This is a genomic window from Actinoallomurus iriomotensis (assembly GCF_030269445.1).
Taxonomy (GTDB): Bacteria; Actinomycetota; Actinomycetes; order Streptosporangiales; family Streptosporangiaceae; genus Actinoallomurus; species Actinoallomurus iriomotensis.
Map to the genome: position 1 here is coordinate 20,196 of NZ_BSTJ01000019.1, position 21,516 is coordinate 41,711.

18 protein-coding genes are annotated in these 21,516 nt (G+C 71.1%); 10 read left to right on the forward strand and 8 right to left on the reverse strand.

The genetic code is table 11. The features are described 5' to 3' along the window. The first annotated feature begins 6 nt into the window (after nt 1-6). Together QSK37_RS47880 and QSK37_RS47885 are read left to right on the forward strand one after the other, a co-directional pair. Nucleotides 7-2,670: a family 78 glycoside hydrolase catalytic domain gene (locus QSK37_RS47880; protein WP_285635781.1), complete on the forward strand. Its 2,664-nt coding sequence runs from the start codon at nt 7-9 to the stop codon at nt 2,668-2,670. 171 nt (nt 2,671-2,841) lie between these two features. Then, nucleotides 2,842-3,663: a DUF1684 domain-containing protein gene (locus QSK37_RS47885; RefSeq protein WP_285635784.1), complete on the forward strand. Its 822-nt coding sequence runs from the start codon at nt 2,842-2,844 to the stop codon at nt 3,661-3,663. Nucleotides 3,664-3,712: 49 nt separating this feature from the next. Here QSK37_RS47885 and QSK37_RS47890 read toward each other — a convergent pair whose 3' ends face one another. The 3 genes from QSK37_RS47890 to QSK37_RS47900 form a co-directional block, all read right to left on the reverse strand. Further along, nucleotides 3,713-4,438, reverse strand: coding sequence for a DUF899 family protein (locus tag QSK37_RS47890; protein WP_285635786.1), 726 nt, complete (start codon nt 4,436-4,438; stop codon nt 3,713-3,715). Nucleotides 4,439-4,518: 80 nt separating this feature from the next. Beyond that, on the reverse strand, nt 4,519-5,742 hold the full coding sequence (locus QSK37_RS47895; RefSeq protein WP_285635787.1) for an RNA polymerase sigma factor: 1,224 nt from the start codon (nt 5,740-5,742) through the stop codon (nt 4,519-4,521). Continuing rightward, nucleotides 5,739-6,074 (reverse strand): YciI family protein, encoded by a 336-nt coding sequence (locus QSK37_RS47900; RefSeq protein WP_285635789.1) that lies wholly within the window; start codon nt 6,072-6,074, stop codon nt 5,739-5,741. Before QSK37_RS47900 ends, QSK37_RS47895 begins: the two co-directional genes overlap by 4 nt. Nucleotides 6,075-6,135: 61 nt before the next feature. Between QSK37_RS47900 and QSK37_RS47905 the strand changes: the two genes are divergently transcribed. Then, a complete protein-coding gene (locus tag QSK37_RS47905; protein WP_285635791.1) occupies nt 6,136-7,017 on the forward strand; it encodes a PaaX family transcriptional regulator in 882 nt (293 codons plus the stop codon). A gap of 64 nt (nt 7,018-7,081) precedes the next feature. On the opposite strand, the gene QSK37_RS47910 is transcribed toward QSK37_RS47905, so the two are convergent. Continuing rightward, nucleotides 7,082-7,495: a RidA family protein gene (locus QSK37_RS47910; protein WP_285635793.1), complete on the reverse strand. Its 414-nt coding sequence runs from the start codon at nt 7,493-7,495 to the stop codon at nt 7,082-7,084. Between the two features lie 201 nt (nt 7,496-7,696). Here QSK37_RS47910 and QSK37_RS47915 point away from each other — a divergent pair, with 201 nt between their 5' ends. The 5 genes from QSK37_RS47915 to QSK37_RS47935 all read left to right on the forward strand — a co-directional run bounded on the left by QSK37_RS47915 (nt 7,697) and on the right by QSK37_RS47935 (nt 14,114). After that, complete coding sequence (locus QSK37_RS47915; RefSeq protein ID WP_285635795.1) at nt 7,697-8,191, forward strand: cupin domain-containing protein; 495 nt, start codon at nt 7,697-7,699, stop codon at nt 8,189-8,191. Continuing rightward, entirely contained in the window at nt 8,188-9,123 is a 936-nt protein-coding gene (locus tag QSK37_RS47920) for an acyl-CoA thioesterase (protein WP_285635797.1), read from the forward strand. The genes QSK37_RS47915 and QSK37_RS47920 overlap by 4 nt, the downstream gene beginning before the upstream one ends. A 40-nt stretch (nt 9,124-9,163) precedes the next feature. After that, complete coding sequence (locus QSK37_RS47925) at nt 9,164-10,837, forward strand: AMP-binding protein (RefSeq protein WP_285635799.1); 1,674 nt, start codon at nt 9,164-9,166, stop codon at nt 10,835-10,837. Beyond that, complete coding sequence (locus QSK37_RS47930) at nt 10,834-13,212, forward strand: bifunctional salicylyl-CoA 5-hydroxylase/oxidoreductase (RefSeq protein ID WP_285635800.1); 2,379 nt, start codon at nt 10,834-10,836, stop codon at nt 13,210-13,212. The genes QSK37_RS47925 and QSK37_RS47930 overlap by 4 nt, the downstream gene beginning before the upstream one ends. 380 nt (nt 13,213-13,592) lie before the next feature. Next, entirely contained in the window at nt 13,593-14,114 is a 522-nt protein-coding gene (locus QSK37_RS47935; protein WP_285635801.1) for a pyridoxamine 5'-phosphate oxidase family protein, read from the forward strand. Between the two features lie 355 nt (nt 14,115-14,469). Here the strand turns inward: QSK37_RS47935 and QSK37_RS47940 are convergent, their stop codons facing one another. Then, on the reverse strand, nt 14,470-15,279 hold the full coding sequence (locus QSK37_RS47940; protein ID WP_285635802.1) for a glycoside hydrolase family 16 protein: 810 nt from the start codon (nt 15,277-15,279) through the stop codon (nt 14,470-14,472). Nucleotides 15,280-15,613: 334 nt separating this feature from the next. Here QSK37_RS47940 and QSK37_RS47945 point away from each other — a divergent pair, with 334 nt between their 5' ends. After that, nucleotides 15,614-16,579 (forward strand): hypothetical protein, encoded by a 966-nt coding sequence (locus QSK37_RS47945; RefSeq protein WP_285635804.1) that lies wholly within the window; start codon nt 15,614-15,616, stop codon nt 16,577-16,579. A gap of 202 nt (nt 16,580-16,781) precedes the next feature. On the opposite strand, the gene ligA is transcribed toward QSK37_RS47945, so the two are convergent. After that, nucleotides 16,782-18,773 carry an NAD-dependent DNA ligase LigA gene (ligA, locus tag QSK37_RS47950; RefSeq protein ID WP_285635806.1) on the reverse strand — a complete coding sequence of 664 codons (1,992 nt, stop codon included), beginning with the start codon at nt 18,771-18,773 and terminating at the stop codon, nt 16,782-16,784. A 468-nt stretch (nt 18,774-19,241) separates the two neighbouring features. After that, on the reverse strand, nt 19,242-19,367 hold the full coding sequence (locus tag QSK37_RS47955; protein WP_285635808.1) for a hypothetical protein: 126 nt from the start codon (nt 19,365-19,367) through the stop codon (nt 19,242-19,244). 252 nt (nt 19,368-19,619) lie between these two features. Between QSK37_RS47955 and QSK37_RS47960 the strand changes: the two genes are divergently transcribed. After that, nucleotides 19,620-20,864 carry an MFS transporter gene (locus QSK37_RS47960; RefSeq protein ID WP_285635810.1) on the forward strand — a complete coding sequence of 415 codons (1,245 nt, stop codon included), beginning with the start codon at nt 19,620-19,622 and terminating at the stop codon, nt 20,862-20,864. Nucleotides 20,865-20,875: 11 nt separating this feature from the next. On the opposite strand, the gene QSK37_RS47965 is transcribed toward QSK37_RS47960, so the two are convergent. After that, a complete protein-coding gene (locus QSK37_RS47965) occupies nt 20,876-21,505 on the reverse strand; it encodes a DUF5825 family protein (RefSeq protein ID WP_285635811.1) in 630 nt (209 codons plus the stop codon). Nucleotides 21,506-21,516: the final 11 nt, after the last annotated feature.

Below are 21,516 nucleotides of genomic sequence, written 5' to 3' on the forward strand. Positions count from 1 at the left end.
AACACGATGAGGAACCGTTTCCTCGCGGCCCTGACCGCCGCCGGCGCCGCGACCACCGCGGTCGCCGCGCTGATGCCCGCCCCCGCCTGGGCCGGAGCGGACCACGCCCCGCTGGCGCCGACCGGCCTGACCGTGGGCGACCAGGCCCGGCCACTGGACGTCGAGGGCAGCCCGGCGTTCGGCTGGCTGCCCCGCGACGTCGACCCCGGCGAGATCCAGACCGCCTACGAGATCAAGGTCTCCGACGGGAACAAGACCGTCTGGGACAGCGGCAAGGTCGCCTCCTCCCAGGAGTCGTACGTCGCCGGGCCGGGCGACCTGGCGCACGGGAGCAGCTTCACCTGGACGGTCCGCACCTGGGACCGCGCCGGCAAGGCGTCGCCCTGGGCCCGGTCCGCCGCCTTCGACACCGGCATCGCGGACGCCGACTGGCAGGCGAGCTGGATCCGCCGCACGACGGCGGAGAAGGACGACTACACCTACGCCCGCAAGGAGTTCACGGTCGGGTCCGGCGCGGTCACCCGGGCCCGCGTCTACGTCGCCGCCAGCCAGCAGTACGACCTGCACGTCAACGGGCGGCTGGTGGACCGCGGCGCGGCGTACTCCTATCCCGGCGAGGGCTACTACAAGGCCGTCGACGTCACCGGCCTGCTGAAGGCCGGCAAGCCGGCCGCCGTCGGCGCCCTCTACCACTGGTACGGCGCCGGCCAGGGACGCCCGTCCGGCGAACCCGGCCTGCTCATGAGGATCGTCGTCGACCACGCCGACGGCACCCGCCAGGTCGTCGTCACCGACGGCTCCTGGAAGGTCACCCGCGCCAACTGGAAGACCGCCTCCTACCGCAACGGCGACGGCCGCGACTACATCGAGGACATCGACGGCACCGCCGAGCCGACCGGCTGGGACCGGCCCGGCTTCGACGAGTCCTCCTGGGCCGCGCCGCAGGTCGTCGGCGCGCACCCGGCGGGTGTCTTCACCCACCTGCAGGGCCAGGAGTCCGCGCTGGACCGCCGGACGGTGAGCCCGGTCCGGGTCACGAAGCTGTCGTCCGGCGCGGTCGTCGCCGACTTCGGCAAGATCATCCCGGCCGTGCCCGTCGTCCGCCTCCGCGACGGCGCCAAGGGGACGGCCGTCACGATGACGGCCGGCTACCTGCTGAACGGCGACGGCACGGTGTCCAACTCCAAGAAGGACAACCAGAGCACCGACCTGACGTACCGCTACACCGAGCGGGACGGCGACCAGACGGTGCGGTACTACACCTACGAGGGCTTCCGCTACCTGCAGATCAACGCGGACGTGCCCGCCGAGGACATCAGCGCGATCGTCCAGTACACCGACGTCCCGTCCCAGGCCCGGCTGCACACCTCCGACGGCGGCGTGGACGCGGCGTACGACCTGATGCAGCGGTCCGCCCTGTACGACTCGCAGGAGCAGTTCCTCGACACCCCGACCCGGGAGAAGGGGCAGTTCCTCGGCGACTCGGTCGACGTCTCCCTCGCCACCATGTCCGGCTGGGGCGAACGCCGCCTGACCCGCAAGGCGATCCGCGAGTTCATCGCCTCGCAGGCGCGCTACTGGCCGGACGGGCGGCTGAACGCCGTCTACCCGAACGGCGACGGCAAGCGCGACATCCCGGACTACACCGAGATGTTCCCCAGCTGGGTGTGGGAGTACTACCTGCAGTCCGGTGACACGTCCACGCTCAGCGCCGCCTACCCGGTGATGAGCGCCGTCGCCGACTACGTCCGCCGCTACGTCGACCCGTCCACCGGCCTCGTCACCAAGCTGGCCGGCGGCTCCGGCGCGTACCTGAACGGCATCATCGACTGGCCGAACCGCTACGGCTACGACACGGACGCCACCGCCCGTACGACCGTCAACGAACTCGCGGTCGACCTGCTGAACTCCACCGCCAGGGCGGCCCAGGCGCTCGGCAAGGACGCCTCGGCGTACCAGCGCGACGCCGCGACCCTCACCACCGCGATCAACGGGAAGCTGCGCCGCTCGGACGGCGTCTACATCGACGGCCTGGAGGCGGACGGCTCGCCGAGCACGCACGCCTCCCAGATCGCCAACGCCTACGCCGTCGCGTTCGGTCTCACCTCCGACCCCAAGGTGACCGACTACGTGGCCGGACTCGGCCTGCAGATGTCCCCGATGACCGTCCACTGGCTGATGGCCGCCCTGGCCGGCCGCCCGGACGCGTTCGTCACCCGCCTCACCGACCCGAACGGCATCGGCTACGCCAAGATCCTGGCCTCCGGCGGCACGTTCACGTGGGAGTCGTGGGAGGCGGACCAGACCGGCGACAGCCTCTCGCACGGCTGGGGCGCGTCCCCGGTGATCGACGTGCAGCAGACCCTGCTCGGCGTCACCGTCACCGCCCCGGGCGCCGCACGGATCCGCATCCGCCCGCCGGCGTCCGGCCTGACCTCGGCGTCCGGCACGATCCCGACCCAGCGCGGCGACGTCAAGGTGTCCTGGGTGCACAAGGACGGCCACCTCACCCTGACCGCCGACGTCCCGGTCAACGTCCAGGCCGAGATCGACCTGCCCACCACCGGCAAGGTGAAGGTCGCCGGCGACGCCCGGTACGCCGGGCAGAAGGACGGCCACACGGTGTACGAGACCGGCTCCGGCCACGTGGTGTTCAACGCGGCGGGCTGAGTCCCTGGAAGAAGGTGCGGCGCGTCCCACGAGGGGGCGCGCCGCACCCGTGCGCGGTGCCGTCGCTGTTCCTCGGCCGGCCTGGAACGGTGTACAACCGGAGGACGTCCACATCGTGGACACCCGGCCGTCCCCGGCCGGGGGCACGCGCCACGAAGGAGGGGGTGTCCCATGGCCTTTCCGCGCACCGCGACCGACACGGAGCGTTTCGTTCGCGAGTGGCACGACTGGCACCGCGGGCACGAGTCGGCCCGTGCCGATCCGCACGGGTTCCTCGCGATCACCGGGCTGCACTGGCTGACCGAGGAACCGGAGCGGTTCGACGACGCACCGGGCGCCTGGTCGACCGGACCGGACGGGGTGGTCGTGGCTCTGGGCGAGGGTGAGGAGCTCGTGGTGGACGGCTCGCCGGTCCGCGGCGAGCACCGCTTCGGAATGTCGGCCGAGCGCGACGGCGTCACCGTCACGTGGGGCGACGCGGTGATCGAGGTGGCCAGGCGCGGCGGGCACGACATCGTACGGCCGCGGCACCCGGACCATCCGCTGCGGACCGGCTACCGCGGCACCCCCGCGTACGAACCCGACCCGCGCTGGGTCGTGCCGGGCCGCTATGTCGCGTTCGACGAGCCGCGGCCGACGACGGTCGGCGCCGTGGTCGACGGCCTGCGGCACGTCTACGAGGCGCCGGGCCGGATCGACGTCGAGCTGGAGGGCCGGGCGCTGAGCCTCACCGCGTTCCCCGGCCGGCCGCCCGGCGGCCTGCTCGTGCTGTTCACCGACGCGACCTCGGGCGTCACCACGTACGCCGCGTGCCGCGAACTGCTCGTCGAGGCACCCGGCGCCGACGGCACCGTGACCCTCGACTTCAACCGGGCCGTCAACCTGCCCTGCGCCTACACCGGGTTCGCCACCTGCCCGCTGCCGCCTCCGGAGAACCGGCTGCCGATCGCGATCAAGGCCGGCGAGAAGATCCCGTACGAGCGCGCACGCTGACCGCCGTGGGCCGGCCACCGGACGGTGGCCGGCCCTTCGTGCCGTTCGGTCAGTGCCCGCCCGCCAGGTCGTCGCGGTGTCCGGCCTCCAGGCGGGCCCATTGGGCGGTGGGGCGTCCGTTCGTCCGTGAGTAGTCGCCGGTGATCCGCGGCCAGTCCGCGGGCGAGTCCTCCCACGGCTCCTGCCGCCCGTACACGGTGCGGTCCAGCAGGCCGTAGGTCTGGTCCATCGCCTCGACGCCGCGGCCGGTGGTCCAGTAGGTCTCGAAGACCCGCTCGCCCTGCCGCAGGTAGCACGCCAGCATGAACGGGCCCCGCCCCGCCATCAGCGCCTCGGCGGAGCCAGCCGCGGAGTACCACGGCACGTCCCAGCCCATGAAGTCGCGGTAGCGGACGCTCTCCTCGTACGGGCCCTGGCAGAACGTCGCGTAGGTGACGCCGCGGGCCCGCAGGTAGGACAGCTCCCGCACCTGACTATTGAAGAAGGTGCAGCCCGGGCACTGCTCGGCGGCCGGGTGGCCGGTGTGCCACATCTGGAAGTAGGCGATCAGTAGCGGGCGCCCCTCGAACGTCTCCAGCAGCGTGACCGGGCCGTCCGGGCCGATCAGCTCGGCGGCGGCGTCGACCTCCACCATCGGCAGCCGCCGGCGGGCCGCCGCGATCGCGTCGCCTTCGTGGGTGTGCGCCTTCTCCCGGACCCGCAGGGCGTCCAGTTCGGCCTGGTAGCCGGCTCGATCGGTGATCTCGGGGGCCGGCGCGGCGGTGTCGGTGTGCATGAGGTTTCCCCTCGTCTTCGGTGGCTTTCGCCCCACCGACGAAGGCGGGCGGCCCGGATCGACATCGGCGCGAAGAAATCTCAGAGTTCTTCGAGCCGGCCGGTCAGGTAGCGGCGCTCGGCCTCGGTCGGCGCCAGCCTCAGCGCTTCCTCGTACGCCGTCCTCGCCTCGGCGGCCCGGCCGTCCCGGCGCAGCAGGTCGGCCCGGGTGGCGGGCAGCAGGTGGTAGCCGTCGAGCCGGCCGGACGCCGCGAGCTCGTCGACCAGGGCCAGGCCGGCCGGGATGCCGTCCGCCATCGCGACCGCCACCGCGCGGTTGAGGTCCACGACCGGGGACGGCGCCAGCCGGGCCAGCTCGCCGTACAGGATCGCGATCTGCGGCCAGTCGGTGCCCGTCGCGTCCGGCGCGGTGGCGTGGCAGGCGGCGATCGCGGCCTGCACCTGGTACGGCCCGACGCGCCGCGTGGCCAGCGCCTGGTCGAGCGTCGCCACTCCCTCGGCGATCAGCCCCCGGTCCCACCGGGACCGGTCCTGGTTCTCCAGCGTGACCAGCACGCCGTCGTCGACACGGGTCGCGCGCCGGGCCTCGTGCAGCAACATCAGCGCGAGCAGCCCGCGCGGCTCGGGTTCCTCCGGCATGAGCCGCACCAGGAGACGCGCCAGCCGGATGGCCTCGGCCGTCAGGGTGCGCCCGGTGCCCTCCTCGTCGTAGCCCCGGTTGAAGATCAGGTAGAGCACCGCGAGAACGGCGGCCAGCCGCCGGGGGAGCAGCCCGGCCGGCGGTACGCGGTACGGGATGCCGGCCTCGGCGATCTTGCGCTTGGCCCGGACCAGGCGCTGTGCCATCGCGGGCTCGGCGGTCAGGAAGGCCCGGGCGATCTCGGCGGTGCTCAGGCCGGCCAGCGTACGCAGCGTGAGCGCGACCCGGGCCGGGAACGGCAGTGCCGGATGACAGCAGGTGAAGATCAGCCGCAGCCGCTCGTCCGGGATCTCTCCGGAGGACGGCGGCTCCTCCGGGTCGCGGGCCAGGACCGCGAGCTGACGCAGCTTGGCCGCGCCGGCGGCGTCACGGCGCAGCCGGTCGGTGGCGCGGTTGCGGGCCGCGGTGGTGAGCCAGGCGCCCGGGCGGCGCGGCACGCCGTCGCGTGGCCAGGTCGCCAGCGCTGCGGCGATGGCGTCCTGTGCGCAGTCCTCGGCCAGATCCCAGTCGCCCGTCAACCCGATCAGGGTCGCCACCACCTGGCCCCACTCGTCCCGGAACGCCGCGTCGACCGCCGCCCGGACCCGGTCGCGGGACGCGGTCACTCCCAGACGGGGCGGATCTCGACACCGCCCCAGCGCGCGTACGGATGGCCCGAGGCGATCGCGATCGCCTCGTCGAGGTTCGCGCACTCGACGATCACGAAGCCGCCGACGAAGTCCTTGGTCTCGGCGAACGGCCCGTCCGAGACCAGGGTCTCGCCGTCCCGGACCCGGACCGTGGTCGCGTCCACCACCGGCCGCAACCGCGCCCCGACGAGCGCCCCGCCCCGCCGGTCCAGATCCGCCAGCCATGCCTGGTGCACCGGATCCGCCGCGAGTTCCTCGTTGCTCGGCGAGACCGTCTCGTCGTCGCAGATGAGCAGCACGTATTTCATGCGCTCGATTCTGCCTGTGCGGGCCCCCGGACGGCCTCGTGGGCGGCGTTATCGTGTCCACGTGACGACGTTGAGCGGCGCGACCGAAGAGACGGAGCCCAGATCGACGCAGCCCCGGGCCTTCATTGTCACGATCTACGGGCTGTACGCGCGCGACGTCGGCGGCTGGATCAGCGTGTCCGCACTGATCCAGCTGATGGGGCGGCTTCAGGTCGACGCGCCGTCGGTGCGCTCGGCCATCTCCCGGCTGAAGCGCCGGGGCCTGCTGGAGGCGCGAAAGGTGGACGGTTCGGCCGGATACAGCCTGTCCCGGCAGGCCAGGGGGATCCTGGATGAGGGAGATCGGCGGATCTTCGGCCGGCGGCGCGCCGAACTGGCGGACGGGTGGCTGCTCGCGGTCTTCAGCGTTCCCGAGTCGCAGCGGCAGCAGCGCCACGTGCTGCGCTCGCGGCTGAGCTGGCTGGGTTTCGGCACGACGGCGTCGGGAGTGTGGATCGCCCCTCGCTACCTGTACGAGGAGACCCGCGAGGTGCTGGAGCGCCACGAGCTGTCGGAGTACGTTGATCTGTTCGACGCCGGCTACCTGGCGTTCGGGGACGTCGCCGAGCTGGTGGGCCGGTGGTGGGATCTGGAGGGGTTGCGGCGGCTCTACGCCGAGTTCCTGGGCTCCTTCGACACGGTGCTGGAACGCTGGCTGCGGGATGACGCGGGCGGAGACGCGGAGGCGTTCGAGGACTATGTGCGGGCGTTGACCGCGTGGCGGCGGTTGCCCTTCCTCGATCCGGGGCTGCCGCCGGAGCTCCTGCCGCGCGACTGGCCCGGAGTGCGCGCGGCCGCCCTGTTCGACGAGCTGAAGGACAGGCTGACCGAACCCGCGCACCGCTTCGCGAGCTCGGTGATCGAGGAGAACAGCGGCCGGGCCGCGACGGCCGGGCGGCGTTAGGCGCAGAGGCCGGGCGCGACGACGGCGGGAGGCGCGGGGAGTACCGCGCCGCCCGCCATCGGTTTCACGGCTTGATGAGCCGCTCCTCGGGGATGACGGCGACGCCCAGGATCTCGATCATCGCCTCCGGCTGCCACAGGCCGGTGCAGCCGATGCCGGCCATGGCCGGATAGACGGGCCCGGCGAGCTCGCGCCAGACGCGGCCGATCTCCTTGCCGTGCGCCTGGTAGTCGGGGATGTCGGTGAGGTACAGCGTGACGCTGACGAGGTCCTCCGGCCGCCCGCCCGCCGCCCGGAGTGTGGTGAGGACGTTGCCGAAGGCCTGACGGAACTGCTCGACGATCCCGCCTTCGACGATCTTCATGTCCTTGTCGAGCGCGGTCTGGCCGCCCAGGTACAGCGTGTTGCCGACGAGGGTTCCGTGCGAGTAGCCGCTGGGGGCCGGCAGGGCATCGGGGTTGACAGGGATCGGGCTCATCGCGCCTCCGTCGGGTCTCGGGCCGCGCGCCGTCGGCCGCTCGGGCCGCCGCAGCCTTGGGTATTGACTTTATATGACGTGCGTGAAAAAAACGGCATATGCCGGGTGGCCGCCGGGACGACGATCGCGGCTCCCTGGGGCGAGGTGGTCCGCTGCGGCCTGAGCCGCGCCGGCCACATCCTCAACGACTAGGAGGCGCGCATGCGGCCGTCCGAGGGAGACCTCAGTAACTTCCGCCTCGAAGGGGACAACTCGATGTACGCCACCGAGAGCGGTCTGGTCGTCCCCGTCGTCACGAGGGGAGGGCTGGAGTCCGAGCTGACCGGTCAGTCGGAGGGCGCCTCGCGGATCTCCGGCGTGAGTCCCCAGCACACGCCCGCGACCCGCATCTGGTTCGGCAAGGTCCACAACGACCCGGGTTACCGCTCGGTCCCTCACCACCACGGCGAGGCCGAGACCGGCGGGTACGTCCTGTCGGGCCGGGCCCGCATCTACTTCGGCTCGAAGTACGAGGACTACCTCGACATGGAGGAGGGGGACTGGGTCTTCGTCCCGCCCTTCATGCCGCACGTCGAGTGCAATCTGGACCGCAACCGTCCTCTCACCTGGATGACCACGCGTACGCCCGACAACATCGTCGTCAACCTCGCCGACGTGGCGGACGAGGCGCTGATCGACTGGATCGAGCGGCCGTGACGGCCCCGGTCCGGCACGGCTCCGTGCCCACTTCCGCGGTGTTCACGGCCGCCGTGGCCCTGAACGAGGTCGAGCCGCGGCACTACGACGTGGCCTACACCGGGGTGACCCAACCCTGCCCCTGGCCCAAGGCGTACGGCGGCGACCTGGTGGCCGCGGCCGCCGCCGCCGCGATGCGGACCGTTCCGGAGGGACCGGACGGCGGCAAGACGCTGCACTCCATGCACTCCTACTTCATGCGCCCGGTCGACATCGGAGCCGAGGTCCGTTACGAGGTGGAGTTGCTCCGGGACGGCCGCGGTTACGGCACGCGGCAGGTCCGTGCCTACCAGTCCGGCAAGCCGGTCTATGTGGCGCTCGCGTCCTTCGCCGCGGGTGAGCCCGGCGGGACCCTCGCCGTACGGCCCCCCGAGGTCCCCGATCCCGCGACGCTGCCCACCTCCGCCGAATACCTCGAGCGGCTCTCCGGCGGCACGATGACCGAGGAGTCGAAGGCGTACTGGAGCGGCGGACGCGGTTTCGACATGCGGCACGTGCCCGGACCCGTCTACCTGACCGTGGACGGGCAGCGGGCGCCGTACCAGTCCGTCTGGGTGAAGCCGTACGACGATCTGCGCCCGGTCGAGGGCCTGACCCGGACCCAGCGCGACCTGGCGGCCCTCTCCTACGTCTGCGACTACACCATCCTCGAACCGGTCCTGCGGGTGCTCGATCTGCCGTGGGCCAAGCCCGGCCTGGTCACCGCGAGCCTGGACCACGCGATGTGGTTCCACCGCGTCCCCGGCGAGGGCGTCCTCGACGACTGGCTGCTCTACGCGCAGGAGGCCGGTGCCGCCGGCTCCGGGCGCGGCGTCGGCCACGGGCGTTTCTTCACCCGTGACGGGCAGCACCTGGCCACGGTCGTCCAGGAAGGCATGATCCGTGCCTCCTGACGGTGCTCCTCCTACCTCTGCGACTGCGGGAGGGCCTCCGATGCGGCTCTCACCCACGTTCCACACGGACACCTTCGCCCGCGATCACCTGCCGCCGTTGGAGCAGTGGCCGCGGCTGGAGTTCACGACCGACCTCCTGCGGTACCCGGACCGCCTCAACGCGGCCGGCGAGCTCATCGACGCCGCGGTCGCGGCCTTCGGCTCCGACCGGCCGGCGATCCGCACCGACGCGGGGGAGATGTGGACCTACGGTGACCTGCGGCGGCGCGCCAACCAGGTGGCCCAGGTGCTCGTCGAGGACCTCGGCCTCGTGTCCGGCAACCGGGTCCTCCTCCGGTCCCCCAACAATCCCTGGATGGTGGCCTGCTGGCTCGGTGTGCTGAAGGCCGGGGGCATCGCCGTCACGACGATGTCGGCGCTGCGTGCCCGCGACCTCGCCCCCGTGGTCACCAGGTCCCGGCCGGCGATCGCGCTGGTCGACCATCGGTTCGTGGCGGATGTGGAGGCCGTACGCGGGTCCCACGCCCCCGGCCTGGCGGTGGTGCCGTTCGGCGGCTCCGGCGACGACGACCTGCTCGCTCGCTGCGCAGCCAAACCGGGGGTGTTCACCAACGTCCTCACCGCCGCCGACGACGTCGCCCTGTTCGGGCCCACCTCGGGCAGCACCGGCACCCCCAAGATCACCGCCCACTTCCACCGTGACGTCCTGTCCATCGACGCCACATTCGGCCGGGGGATCCTCAGGCTCACCGCCGATGACGTGGTCGCCTGCACGGCCCCCATCGGGTTCACCTTCGGCCTCGGCATGCTCGTGGTCTTCCCCCTCCGGGCGGGTGCCTGCGTGTTCCTCGTGGAGAGCGCGACACCGACCCGGCTCGCGGACATCGTCGAGGAGCACGGGGTCACGGTGCTGGCCACCGCTCCGACGGCCTACCGGCAGATGCTGAGGGCGGGCAAGATCGACCAGCTGCGCGGGCTCCGCGTCGCGGTGAGCGCGGGCGAGCACATCCCCCAGGGTGTCTGGGAGGAGGTCGAGGCGGCCATCGGGCTCAGGATCGTCGACGGCATCGGCGCCACGGAACTGCTGCACATCTTCATCTCCGCGGCCGGCGACGACATCCGCCCCGGCGCGACCGGGAAGCCGGTCCCCGGCTTCCGCGCGACGGTCCTCGGGCCGACCGGCGAGGAACTGTCTCCCGGTGTCGAGGGCAGGTTGGCCGTGATCGGTCCGGTCGGCTGCCGTTACCTGGACGACGACCGCCAGGCGGCGTACGTCGTCGACGGCTGGAACGTCACCGGCGACACCTTCTACCGGGACGAGGACGGCTACTTCTACTACTGCTCGCGCACCGACGACATGATCGTCTCCTCGGGTTACAACATCGGCGGCCCGGAGGTCGAGGCGGCCATCAACACCCACCCGGACGTGATGGAGTCCGCGGTCGTCGCCGAGCCCGACGCCGAGCGGGGATCGATCGTGTGCGCCTTCATCGTGCTGGCGGACGGCGCCGAAGGTGACGCGGCGAAGGCCAAGGAGATCCAGGACTACGTCAAGCAGCAACTGGCGCCGTACAAGTACCCACGCGACATCCGCTTCCGCGCGTCCCTCCCGCGCAACCCCAGCGGAAAACTGCAGCACTTCGTCCTGCGGAGGCTCATCGAAGAGGAACAGGCGGGCGACACCGCCGCCTGCGCCGGGAGGGGAGACCTTTGAAGATCGCGATCGCGGGCGGCGGCCCCGGTGGTCTCTACTTCGCCGCCCTGATGAAGCAGCTGGACCCGAGCCACGAGGTCACCGTCTGGGAACGCAACGCCCCCGACGACACCTTCGGCTTCGGCGTCGTCTTCTCCGACGAGACGCTGGGAGGCATCGAGAACGCCGACACGGTCATCTACCACCAGATCGCCCGCCGCTTCGCCCGCTGGACCGACATCGACATCGAGTTCAACGGCCACGCCTTCACGGTCGGCGGGCAGGGCTTCGCGGCCATGAGCCGCAAGGAGCTCCTGCACCTGCTGCAGCGGCGCGCCGCGGAGCTGGGCGTGACCGTCCACTACGAGACCGAGGCTCCCGACGCCGACGGGCTGCGCGCGTCCTACGACCTCGTCGTGGCGTCCGACGGCGTCAACTCCGGCATCCGGACCAAGTACGCGGACTCCTTCGCGCCCTCGCTCGACCACCGCCGGAACAAGTACATCTGGCTGGGTACGGACCTGGTGTTCGAGGCCTTCCAGTTCTTCGTCAAGCAGACGGAGTGGGGCACCATGCAGATCCATGGGTACCCCTACTCCGCGAGCGGATCGACCTTCATCGTCGAGATGCACGAGGACGTCTGGCGCCGCGCGGGATTCGACGCCACCGAGGGCGAACCGTTCCCGCCCGGAGCATCCGACGAGTACGCGGTCGAGAAGATCAAGACGATCTTCGCCGGCGAACTCGCCGGCCACGAGGTGCTCACGAACAACTCCAAATGGCTCAGCTTCACGACCGTCCGCAACCGGCGCTGGCACGAGGGCAACGTCGTTCTCCTCGGGGACGCCGCCCACAGCGCGCACTTCTCCATCGGGTCGGGTACGAAGCTCGCGATGGAGGACGCCCTGGCGCTGGCGGCGTGCCTGCACGAGCATCCGTCGCTCGGCGAGGCGCTCGATGCCTACGAGGCCGAGCGGAAGCCGGTGGTGGAGTCGACCCAGCGCGCGGCGCAGGCCTCACTGGAGTGGTTCGAGAACATCGGCATGTACGCCGGGCAGGACCCCGTCCAGTTCTGCTTCAATCTGCTGACCCGCTCCCGGCGCATCACCTTCGAGAACCTCAAGGATCGCGACCCGGAGTTCGCGCGCCGCGTCGAGTCGGCGTTCGCCGAGGCGGCCGGGGCCGACCAGGCCGCTCCCGCGATGTTCCAGCCGGTCGACATCGGGCCCCTGCGGTTGAAGAACCGGGTCATCGTGTCGCCGATGGACATGTACTCGGCGGAGGAGGGCGTGCCCGGCGACTTCCACTTGGTGCATCTGGGCTCCAAGGCACTCGGCGGCGCCGGACTCGTCATGACCGAGATGGTCTGCGTCTCCCCGGAAGGCAGGATCACCCCCGGCTGCACCGGTCTGTGGAACGACGAGCAGCGTGACGCCTACCGTCGCGTGACCGACTTCGTGCACTCGCGGACGACGGGGAAGATCGGCGTCCAACTCGGCCACTCGGGGCGCAAGGGCTCCACCAGGCTGATGTGGGAGGGCATCGACCAGCCCCTCACCGAGGACAACTGGGAGGTCATCGCCCCGTCCGCCCTCTCCTACGGAGAGGGCTGCCACCTGCCCCGCATGGCCGGCCGCGACGACCTGGACAAGATCGTGGCCGACTTCGTCGCCGCCGCGGACCGCGCCGTCGCCGCCGGCTTCGACCTCATCGAGGTCCACGCCGCACACGGCTACCTCCTGTCCTCCTTCCTCTCGCCGGTGGCCAACCGGCGCACCGACGAGTACGGCGGTTCGCCGGCCAACCGGCTGCGGTTTCCCCTGGAGGTCTTCGACGCCGTCCGCGCGGCCGTCCCCGAGCGGATCCCGGTGACGGTCCGGATCTCGGCGACCGACTGGGTGCCCGACGGCAACACCGAGCAGGACGCCGTCGAGATCGCCCGAGCCTTCGTCGAGCACGGAGCCGCGGCCATCGACGTGTCATCGGGACAGGTGACGAAGGAGGAGAAGCCGGCGTTCGGCCGCTCCTACCAGACCCCGTTCGCCGACCGGATCCGCCAGCTCGTCGCCGCGCCGGCGGGTGTCAAGGTCATCGCCGTGGGCGCCATCTCCTCCTACGACGACGTGAACTCCATCCTGCTCGCCGGGCGGGCGGACCTGTGCGCCCTGGGCCGGACCCACCTCTATGACCCCCAGTGGACGCTGCACGCCGCGGCGGAACAGGAGTACCGGGGCGAGGGCGCGGAGTGGCCGATCCAATTCCGTGCCGGCGACCGCAAGCCCCCGGCCTCGCGCACCGACAAGATCCCGCCGCGCCTCGCGCTCCTGCGACAGCAGGCGGGCCGGCCGGTTCACCTCCGATGGACTCCACATCGTGACCACGCTCCGGCGCCGTGACCCGGCGGACGTCCCGTACACCCCGCCCGGGGATCGGTTCTGAACCTTCCTCACCGTGAGGGTCGTCGTCTATCACGCTCCCTTCACCGCCGCTGCATGGCGGCCCGGCGGCCGGTGGTGGCGAAGGCCGCCCTCGCGGCGTGCATCCGGGCGGCCGGGCCCGCCGGCGGCTCGTCCGATCCGAGGGGGCTCGGGGCCACGCAGCCGGGACAGTCCGGTGACGCCGAAGACGAACGGCGGTTTCACGGCGTGAGTGCCGTCGAACTCGAGAAGAGCATCCCGCCCGCCGTCATGCGTCATCCGCCGGACTCCATGAGATCGGCTATGGCGGTGCGCTTGTCAGTGGCGGGTGGTAGGCCGAGGGGATGAGATGGTCGGAGATGACAGCCAGCCAGCCCGCCCTCGGCGCGGTCGCCCACGACGAACTGATCAGACCGGGCGCGCTGCTGGTGGGCACGACCCGTCGTGACGGCACGCCGCGCATCAGCGGCGCCGAGCCACTGGTCATGGACGGCGACCTGTGGCTGTCGATGATGTCGGCCTCCACCAAGGCCCGCGACCTGCACCGCGACCGGCGGATCCTGCTCCACAGCATCATCACCGGCCCAGAGCCCGCACCCGAGCTCAAATTGCGCGGAAGCGTACGGGAGGAGACGAGCCCGCCGACGCTGCGGAGGTACGCCGATGCCGTGGCGTCCCGGCTCGGCTGGCAACCGGTCGTCGGCCGGTTCACCCTGTTCTCCGTCGACATCGACGAGATCACCTACATCGCCTACGACCCCGAAACGAGCGGCCAGCACGTCGCCCGCTGGCCCGCCGGCGAGGAGTACCTGCGCCCCGCCACCACTCCCACCAGCCTCGGCCCGCCACGACCGGTCAACCGGATCCTCACCGCCGACTGACCACGCCCGAAGTCGCCGTTCCGGTCGGCTCGCCGACGCTGTACCTGGACCCGCAGGCGGAATTCTTCAGGAGAGCGCATCGCCGTCTTACCGCCCGCGGCCGACGCGAGAAACGCAATGCATGACCGGCGACACCGCGGCCGACGGCGACGGCCGGTCCCGGCAGGCGGCGCTGGGCACCGGTCCGGTGGGCGGCTGCGACGAGGCCAGGGCGACCTACCGGGGCGGTGACCAGAGCACAGGTGGACGCCTTCGCCTCCGCGGCATAGCGGACCGCCCGGCAGAAGCTGGGCTGACAGCTGGTGAGGGGCCCCGTATGGCCCAGCGGGGCCTCCTCACCACGTCGGGCGTCCGGTCAGGAGCTGCGGAACACCTTCACCGAGTCCACCAGCATCTGCGCGGAGTCCACGTCCGAGGGCGGCGCGTCGTGGTAGTGCCCGTCCGCGACGGCCAGGTCGACGATCAGGTACGCCCCGTCGCTGTCGAAGCCGCGCCCGTCGGAGTGGAGGAGCTTGCCGTCGTAGTACCAGTCCACGCTGGAAGCGCCGAGGTAGGCGCCGATGTAGTGCCAGCCCGCCGACACGTCGGAGCCGGTCTGGTGGTAGTCGGCGGCGCCGCCTCCGGTGTGGTTGGTCAGCTCCAGGATCCGCGGGTTGTCGGGGTGGTACTCGAAGACGTCCACCTCGTTGCCGCCCGCGTTCCAGGTCCAGAACGCCGGCCACATGCCGATCCGCCCGGGAAGCCTGGTGCGGATCTGGATGTAGTCGCCCTTCTTCACGAAGGCGCCTCCGGAGGGATCATGACCGCAGGAGTCGCCGGTCGCGACCAGCCCCGACGTCCAGCCGTACGACGTGCCGCCCGGCGAGGTGTGCGCCTGCCGCCGTGCCGTGATCGTCAGCCGGCCGTTCGCCACGGACAGGTTCCCCGGCAGGTTGTACTCCAGCTTGTGGTCGGGTTTGTTCCCCCGGCAGGCGTCGGAGTACGACGCGCTCCAGGTGGTCCACTTCGACCCGTCCAGCGTGGAGCCGTCGAACTCGTCCTGCCAGGTGGCCGACCAGTGCCCCGGAGGCAGCGGATCGGTGGCCCGTGCCGGTCGCGGAGCGGCCGCCAGGGTCGTGCCCACCAGGGCGACGACACAGCCGGCGGCACGGAGGGTTCGCCGCATTCGGTGGTCCTTTCACGTGAGTAGGACCCGCTCCCCGATGTCCCGTCGGCGTCCATGATCGCAGCCCGCCGTGGTCCCGTGACTACTTTCTGCGATTTTCTCCGGTTCGTACGGCGGTCATGGTGCCGGTCCCTGGAACCACGACAGGGCCGACCGCGCCGTGGGCGCGATCGGAGCACGGCGACGACCGGGCCACCGGTCAGGAGCGGTCGGCCGTCCGGATCGTTCTGCCGGGCACCGACCAGGCGCTCTACGATCATGGACGAAGCGTCCGGCGTGCCGCCATCGCCTGGCCGCCGCGACCGGGCCGCCCAGATCGTTGGAAGGTGTTGTCTTGCCCGTATCCGCTGAGTCCCTGATCGCCGAGGTGCCCGCCTTCGCGCCGTACGCCCGCTCGGCGTCGCTGCTGAGACCGGCCGCGGGTACGCCCGGTGTCCAGGACGGCTCGGTCGGTGGGCCACTGCTGTGGCCGCGGGACGAACCGTGGCCGCTCTGCCGGACGCCCCACATGATGGTGGTGCGGGAGAAGCTCACCGACGAGGAACGCGAGACCTGGCAGCGCATCGACCGTGACATGAAGGAGCGGCATCGCCGGAACCCGCACCGGGCGTACGAGATCACCGAGGAAGAGGCCCGGGCCATGGATCGCATCATGGCCGGCGCGGGAGCGCTCGACACCGTCGCGTGGGAGAGAGCACGCGGGGTGCGGGACACGTCCGGACCGGCGGTCCCGATGGTGCCGGTCCTTCAGCTGTACGCCCGCGACGCACCCGGCGACCACTGGCCGGCCGGGATGGACGTCCTGCAGGTGCTGTGGTGCCCCAACGACCACAGCGAACCTCCCGGCCAGCCCGGCTACTACGGCCCGACGGTCGAAGTGCGCCACCGCTCGTCGTCCGCCGTCACGACGACGCTGAACCCGCCCAAGCCGGACCGCGCCGACGACTGCTACCTCCCGAGGCCCTGCACGCTCGACCCGGTGCGGATCACCGACCTGCCGGCCGTGGACGAACTACCGGCGAACCTGTACGACGAGGGCTGCCGCTGGGCGGAGAAACACGGCGTCGAGTACGACCGCGGGCTGGCGTGTCGCGGCGGCTGGAAGATCGGAGGCTGGCCGAGCTGGCACCTCACGGACCTGATCCCCATCGACTGCTCCTGCGGCACCCGCATGCGGTTGTTCCTGACCATGGAGAGCAGCAACGACGGCCCGGACATCGACGTCGGCCGCTTCGGCGAACTCCGCATCTTCACCTGCCCGGCGGATCCGACACATCCCATCAGGCTGAACATCCAGTAGCCACCCCTGAACGGCCCTCGTCTGGAAGGCATCCGCGAGAACCTGAAGACCGCATCGCCGACGCGGCACCCACGATGCCGTACCGCACGACATCTCCGCCGCAGACCGGCGCACCGTCGCCGGCCTGATCACACAACGCGCCGGAGAGGAAACCGACCTCGAACGCCGACTGGCGGCCATGGACCTTCCTGAAGCCCTACATCTAGAGCACACCGGCCTCGGCCAGCCACTGCCAGAGCTCGTCCTGCCGGACGATCGTGACGCCGAGCTTGTCGGCCTTGGTGGTCTTGGCGGCTCCGACGTTGTCGCCGGCGAGCAGGTAGTCGGTGTTGGCCGAAACCGACGAGGCGGTCGTCGCCCCCGCCTTCTCGACCAGGCGTGTGACGTCCGGGCGGCTGATCTTCGCGCCCGAGCGTGGGTCGGTGAACGACCCGGTGATCACGGCCGACTTGCCCTTCAGCGGTGAGTCTCCCGCGGCCGCCGCGTCGACCGGCCGGTCCTCGTCCAGCACATCGAGGTTCACGCCGCGCTCACGCAGTCTGGCGATCTCCTCCCGGACCTCCGCGCGGGCGAAGAAGGCGACGACGCTCTCGGCGACCTTCGGGCCGATGTCGCGGATCGCCACCAAATCCTCGACCGTCGCCGCCGCGACGTCCTCGATGCGCTCGTAGCCGGCCAGGCACAGGCGCTTGGCCGTGCCCTCGGAGGCCATCGGGATCGCCAGCCCGATCAAGGCGCGCCGCAGCCCCATACCCTTGGAGGACGCGATCGAGTCGACCATGTTCTTGGCGCTGACCTCGCCCATCCGCTCGTAGGCGAGCAACTGCTCAGCCGTCAGATCGTAAAGGTCACTGCGGCGCTTGAGCACACCGTCCTCGGCGAGCCTCTCAATCCAGACGTCGCCGACTCCCTCCATGTCGGCCGCCTGCCGTGAGGCCCAGTGCATCAGCCGGCGTGTCGCCTGCGCCGGGCACTGCAGGTTCACACACCAGCGCTCCTCACCGGTGCCACGGATCTCCAGTTCGGAACCGCACGACGGGCAGTGCGTCGGCGGGACGATCTCGACCTCGGTCCCGTCGCGCTCCTCCGGTAGCGAACGGCCTGCGAAGGGGATCACATCGCCGCGCCGTACGACCGCGACCATGTCTCCGATCCGTAGATCGCGCTCACGGATCAACCTCGGGTTGTGGAGGGTGATGTTCTCCACCGTCACTCCACCGACGAACACCGGCGCGACCCTCGCGCGCGGCGGAACCCGGCCGATCTTGCCCACCGGCCACTCCACCGACAGCAGCTTGGTCAGCTTCTCCTCCGGCGGATACTTGAACGCGATCGCCCCACGCGGCTCGGCGCTGTTGAAGCCCGCCGCATCGAACGCCGTCGGCTCATGCAACCGTACGACCGCGCCGTCGATGTCGTAATCGAGCCCGTCGCGGCGGCGGCCGATCTCCTCGATCGCCGCGATCACCTCCTCGGCGCTCGCGCACACGTACTGGGCGACCGGCTCGAAACCCGCCGGGACCTCCAGCGCGGCGCCGTCACGATCGGCGCCGAACGCGAAGAACCGCAGCAGCCGCTTGGCGTTCGCGGCGGCCACAGGATCCTTCAGCACCAGCGTCCCGGCCGCGCCCGACCGTGGGTTGGTCAGCGTACGGTCCGGGTGCGCCTCGTTGTAAGCGGCCCACACCGACCGCGACATCACCGCCTCGCCACGGACCTCCACACGCCCGGGCGCCTCGATCGTGACCGGCAGACCGGGAATCACATGGCGCACCTTGTCGGTCACCAGCTCACCGACCGTGCCCGTGCCGCGCGTGGCGACATAGTCCAGGTTCCCGTCGCTGTAGACCACGCTGAGCGAAAGCCCGTCAAGCTTCTCCGACACGCGGAAGACCTGGCCGCCGAAGCGCTCGCAGAACGTCCGGATCTGCTCCTCGCCGGTCGCCTTCGCCAGTGAGAGCATCGGACGCGCGTGCCGCACCGTCGGGCCGGTCAGCTCCGCCGGCGCGTTGACCTTGCCGAGCGGGCTGTCGGCCGGCTCCAGCTCCGGATGCTCAGCGACCAGCGCCGCCAGCTCATCCTTCAACGCGTCGTAATCGGCGTCTGGCAGCGGGCTGTCGCCGGTGCCGTAGTACAGGTCGTTCAGGCGCTTGACCTCAACGGTCAGCTCAGCGATCCGCTCACCTATGTCCACCCCTCGATTAAACGCCAAGCCACCGACAACCACGCCTTGCCAGAGCCCACCGGATGCTCGGTACGCACGGCGCCGGCGTGTCCGGGCAGTCCGACACCGGCGGGCCGGAGGCCGACCACTCCGGGTTCACCGGCTCCAGGTTCGACAGGCCGGAGGGAATCGTCGGCGGGAACACCGCTGGCGGAGGGTGACGCGCAACGGCGGTATCGACAGCGGAGAGCGGACCCGTACAGGCCGACGCCGAAGCGCGCGGCACGAGCGAGCTCTCGCGTGTCGGCGTGGCCGGGCCCGCGCTGAGGCGAGCGTGCGCCTCGGCGCGGTACCCGGCAGCACCGACCTCAGGTTGGCGAAGAGCCACCCCGAAATACTCGTCGGAAAGGCCGATCGGAGCCGATGGCCGATACTCGCCACCGGCCATCCTGGTGGCCGCGTCACTTGACGGCGGCTCTGTGCATCAGCCCGTCAGAATCAGTTGACCGTCCAATCGGTCGTGAGGCTTTGGATCCGGCCCGGCCCCTGCGCTCCGCCGAGGAAGGCACTCCAGCCGGCTCCGGTCGCCATGGTGACTTTGGGATCGAGGTCGAACTCATCCATTCGAAATCCCTTCGCCGATTGATCCAATTGGCATATCAAAACCAGTAAAGCGCACGGCGAACGGAGGTGTCCATGCCACCTAGGTGGAAGATCGAGGCGCCGAGACGCGTGCGTGCAGCCTGACGACAACGGTCCTTTCGGTGTCATCCGGGGTGGTGCTCGCCGCGTGTTCCCGGCACCATAACGGGCATTGCCCCCGCCAATCGCTACGCACAAGATCACATAGGCAGAGAAGGGATGGATCGTGGTCGCATGAATGGGCTGGCCGTCCTCTCAGAACGCAACTTCCGGCGGTTCTTCGTCGGCCAGTCCGCGTCACTGCTCGGTGACGGCATGGTCATGGTCGCTCTCGCGTTCGCGGTGCTGGACCTCACCAGGTCACCCGCCGGCCTCGGCTACGTCCTCGCCGCCCGCAGCATCCCGATGGTCGCCGTCATGCTCATCGGCGGGGTCATCGCCGACCGATTCCCACGCCGTCGCATCATGGTGACCGCCGACGTCGCCCGCTTCCTCGGCCAGGCGACGATGGCGGCGCTGCTGATCAGCGGACATGCCAGGATCTGGGAACTCGCCGCCCTCCAAGCCCTGCATGGCGTGGCGACCGGCACCTTCAACCCCGCCTCCACCGGGCTGATCCCCTCCATCGTGACCGGCGGCCGACTCCAGCAGGCGAACGCGCTGCGCGGGCTGTCGATCTCGATCGGCAGCATCGCCGGACCCGCCGCGGCCGGTGTCCTGGTCGCGACGGCAGGCCCCGGATGGGCGGTCGCCGTCGACGCGGCCACCTTCGCCATCAGCGCGATCATGCTCACCCGGCTACGGCTCCCCGCGCACCTCCCACCGGCGGCGCAATCCTTCCTGCGGGACCTGCGCGAGGGGTGGAACGAGTTCAGTTCCCGCACCTGGGTGTGGACCATCGTCACCGTCGCCTCGTTCACCAACATGCTCTTCTCGGCGTTCCTGGTCCTCGGCCCGGCGGTCAGTGAACACTCCCTCGGCGGCCCCGCCGCATGGGCGACGATCGTCACCGCGATCGGCGTCGGGTCCGTGATCGGCGGCATCGCCGCCCTCCACATGCACCCGGCTCACCCGCTGCGGACCGGCGTACTCGCCCTCGCGCTCTGCCCCCTGCCCACCCTCGGCCTCGGCGCTCACGTGCCCGCCATCGCGGTGGCCGGCCTCGCCATGCTCTGCGGCATCGGCCTCACCGTCTTCAACACGCTGCTCGAGACCGCCCTGCAACACCATGTCCCCGACAAATCCCTGTCCCGGGTCAGCGCCTACGACTGGTTCGGCTCCCTCGCCGGCCAGCCCATCGGCCAAGCCACCGCAGGCCCACTCGCCGCGGGACTCGGCACCTACCCCATCCTCTGGCTGGCCGGCATCGCCCAGCTCCTCATCGCCCTGGTCACCCTCGCCGTTCCTGCCGTACGCCGGCTGCCGGCGGGCGGCGAGCGCGAGAGATCGACTCCCGTCCCCACACGTCAGGAGTCCTGAGCCGGTCGGTGCTACACCGCCGAGTAGGGGATCGGCCAGCGGCGCAGCCGGAACGGCAACACCACGTGCCGCCCGGCGCCGAGCCGCAGCGCGAGGCCGGCGGTGAGCAGTTCGTCGAGCAGCCGACCTGCCGCCGCGTCGCCGGTAGGGCACGTCGGCGTGGACAGGAGCGTCTCGAAGGCGGTGGCCCACCGGCCATCCGCGACGGTGCGCAGCCGTGCGCCGTCCGGCCGGATATCGCGCAGGGCGAGGAAACCCGGCCCTCGCCGGTACGTGCACAGCCCGAAGCGGAACCGCTCTCCCCACCGCGCGGCGAACCGCCGGCCCGCCGCGTTCGCCGCTCCCGCCGGTGGGTGCAGGTGGACCACGGTGCGCAGCGGCCAAGGCGGTTCACCGGCGAGATCCCAGTGCAGATCCACCTGGCCGGCCGTCGCCTCGGTGAGCAACCGCAGAGCGACGACGTCGAGGTCCGGATCCGCGCCCAGCCGGATGGGGTCGAGCAGCGTCAGGGATCGCGATCCGGACTCGGCCTCGGCCACCACTCGTACGGCATGACTCGGGTCGGCCAGGAGTTCGTCGATGTGCACCGTCACGGCCGCCGGCCGGCGCGCACCCGAATCGGTCACCTCTGCCGTGTGCATTGAATCTCCCG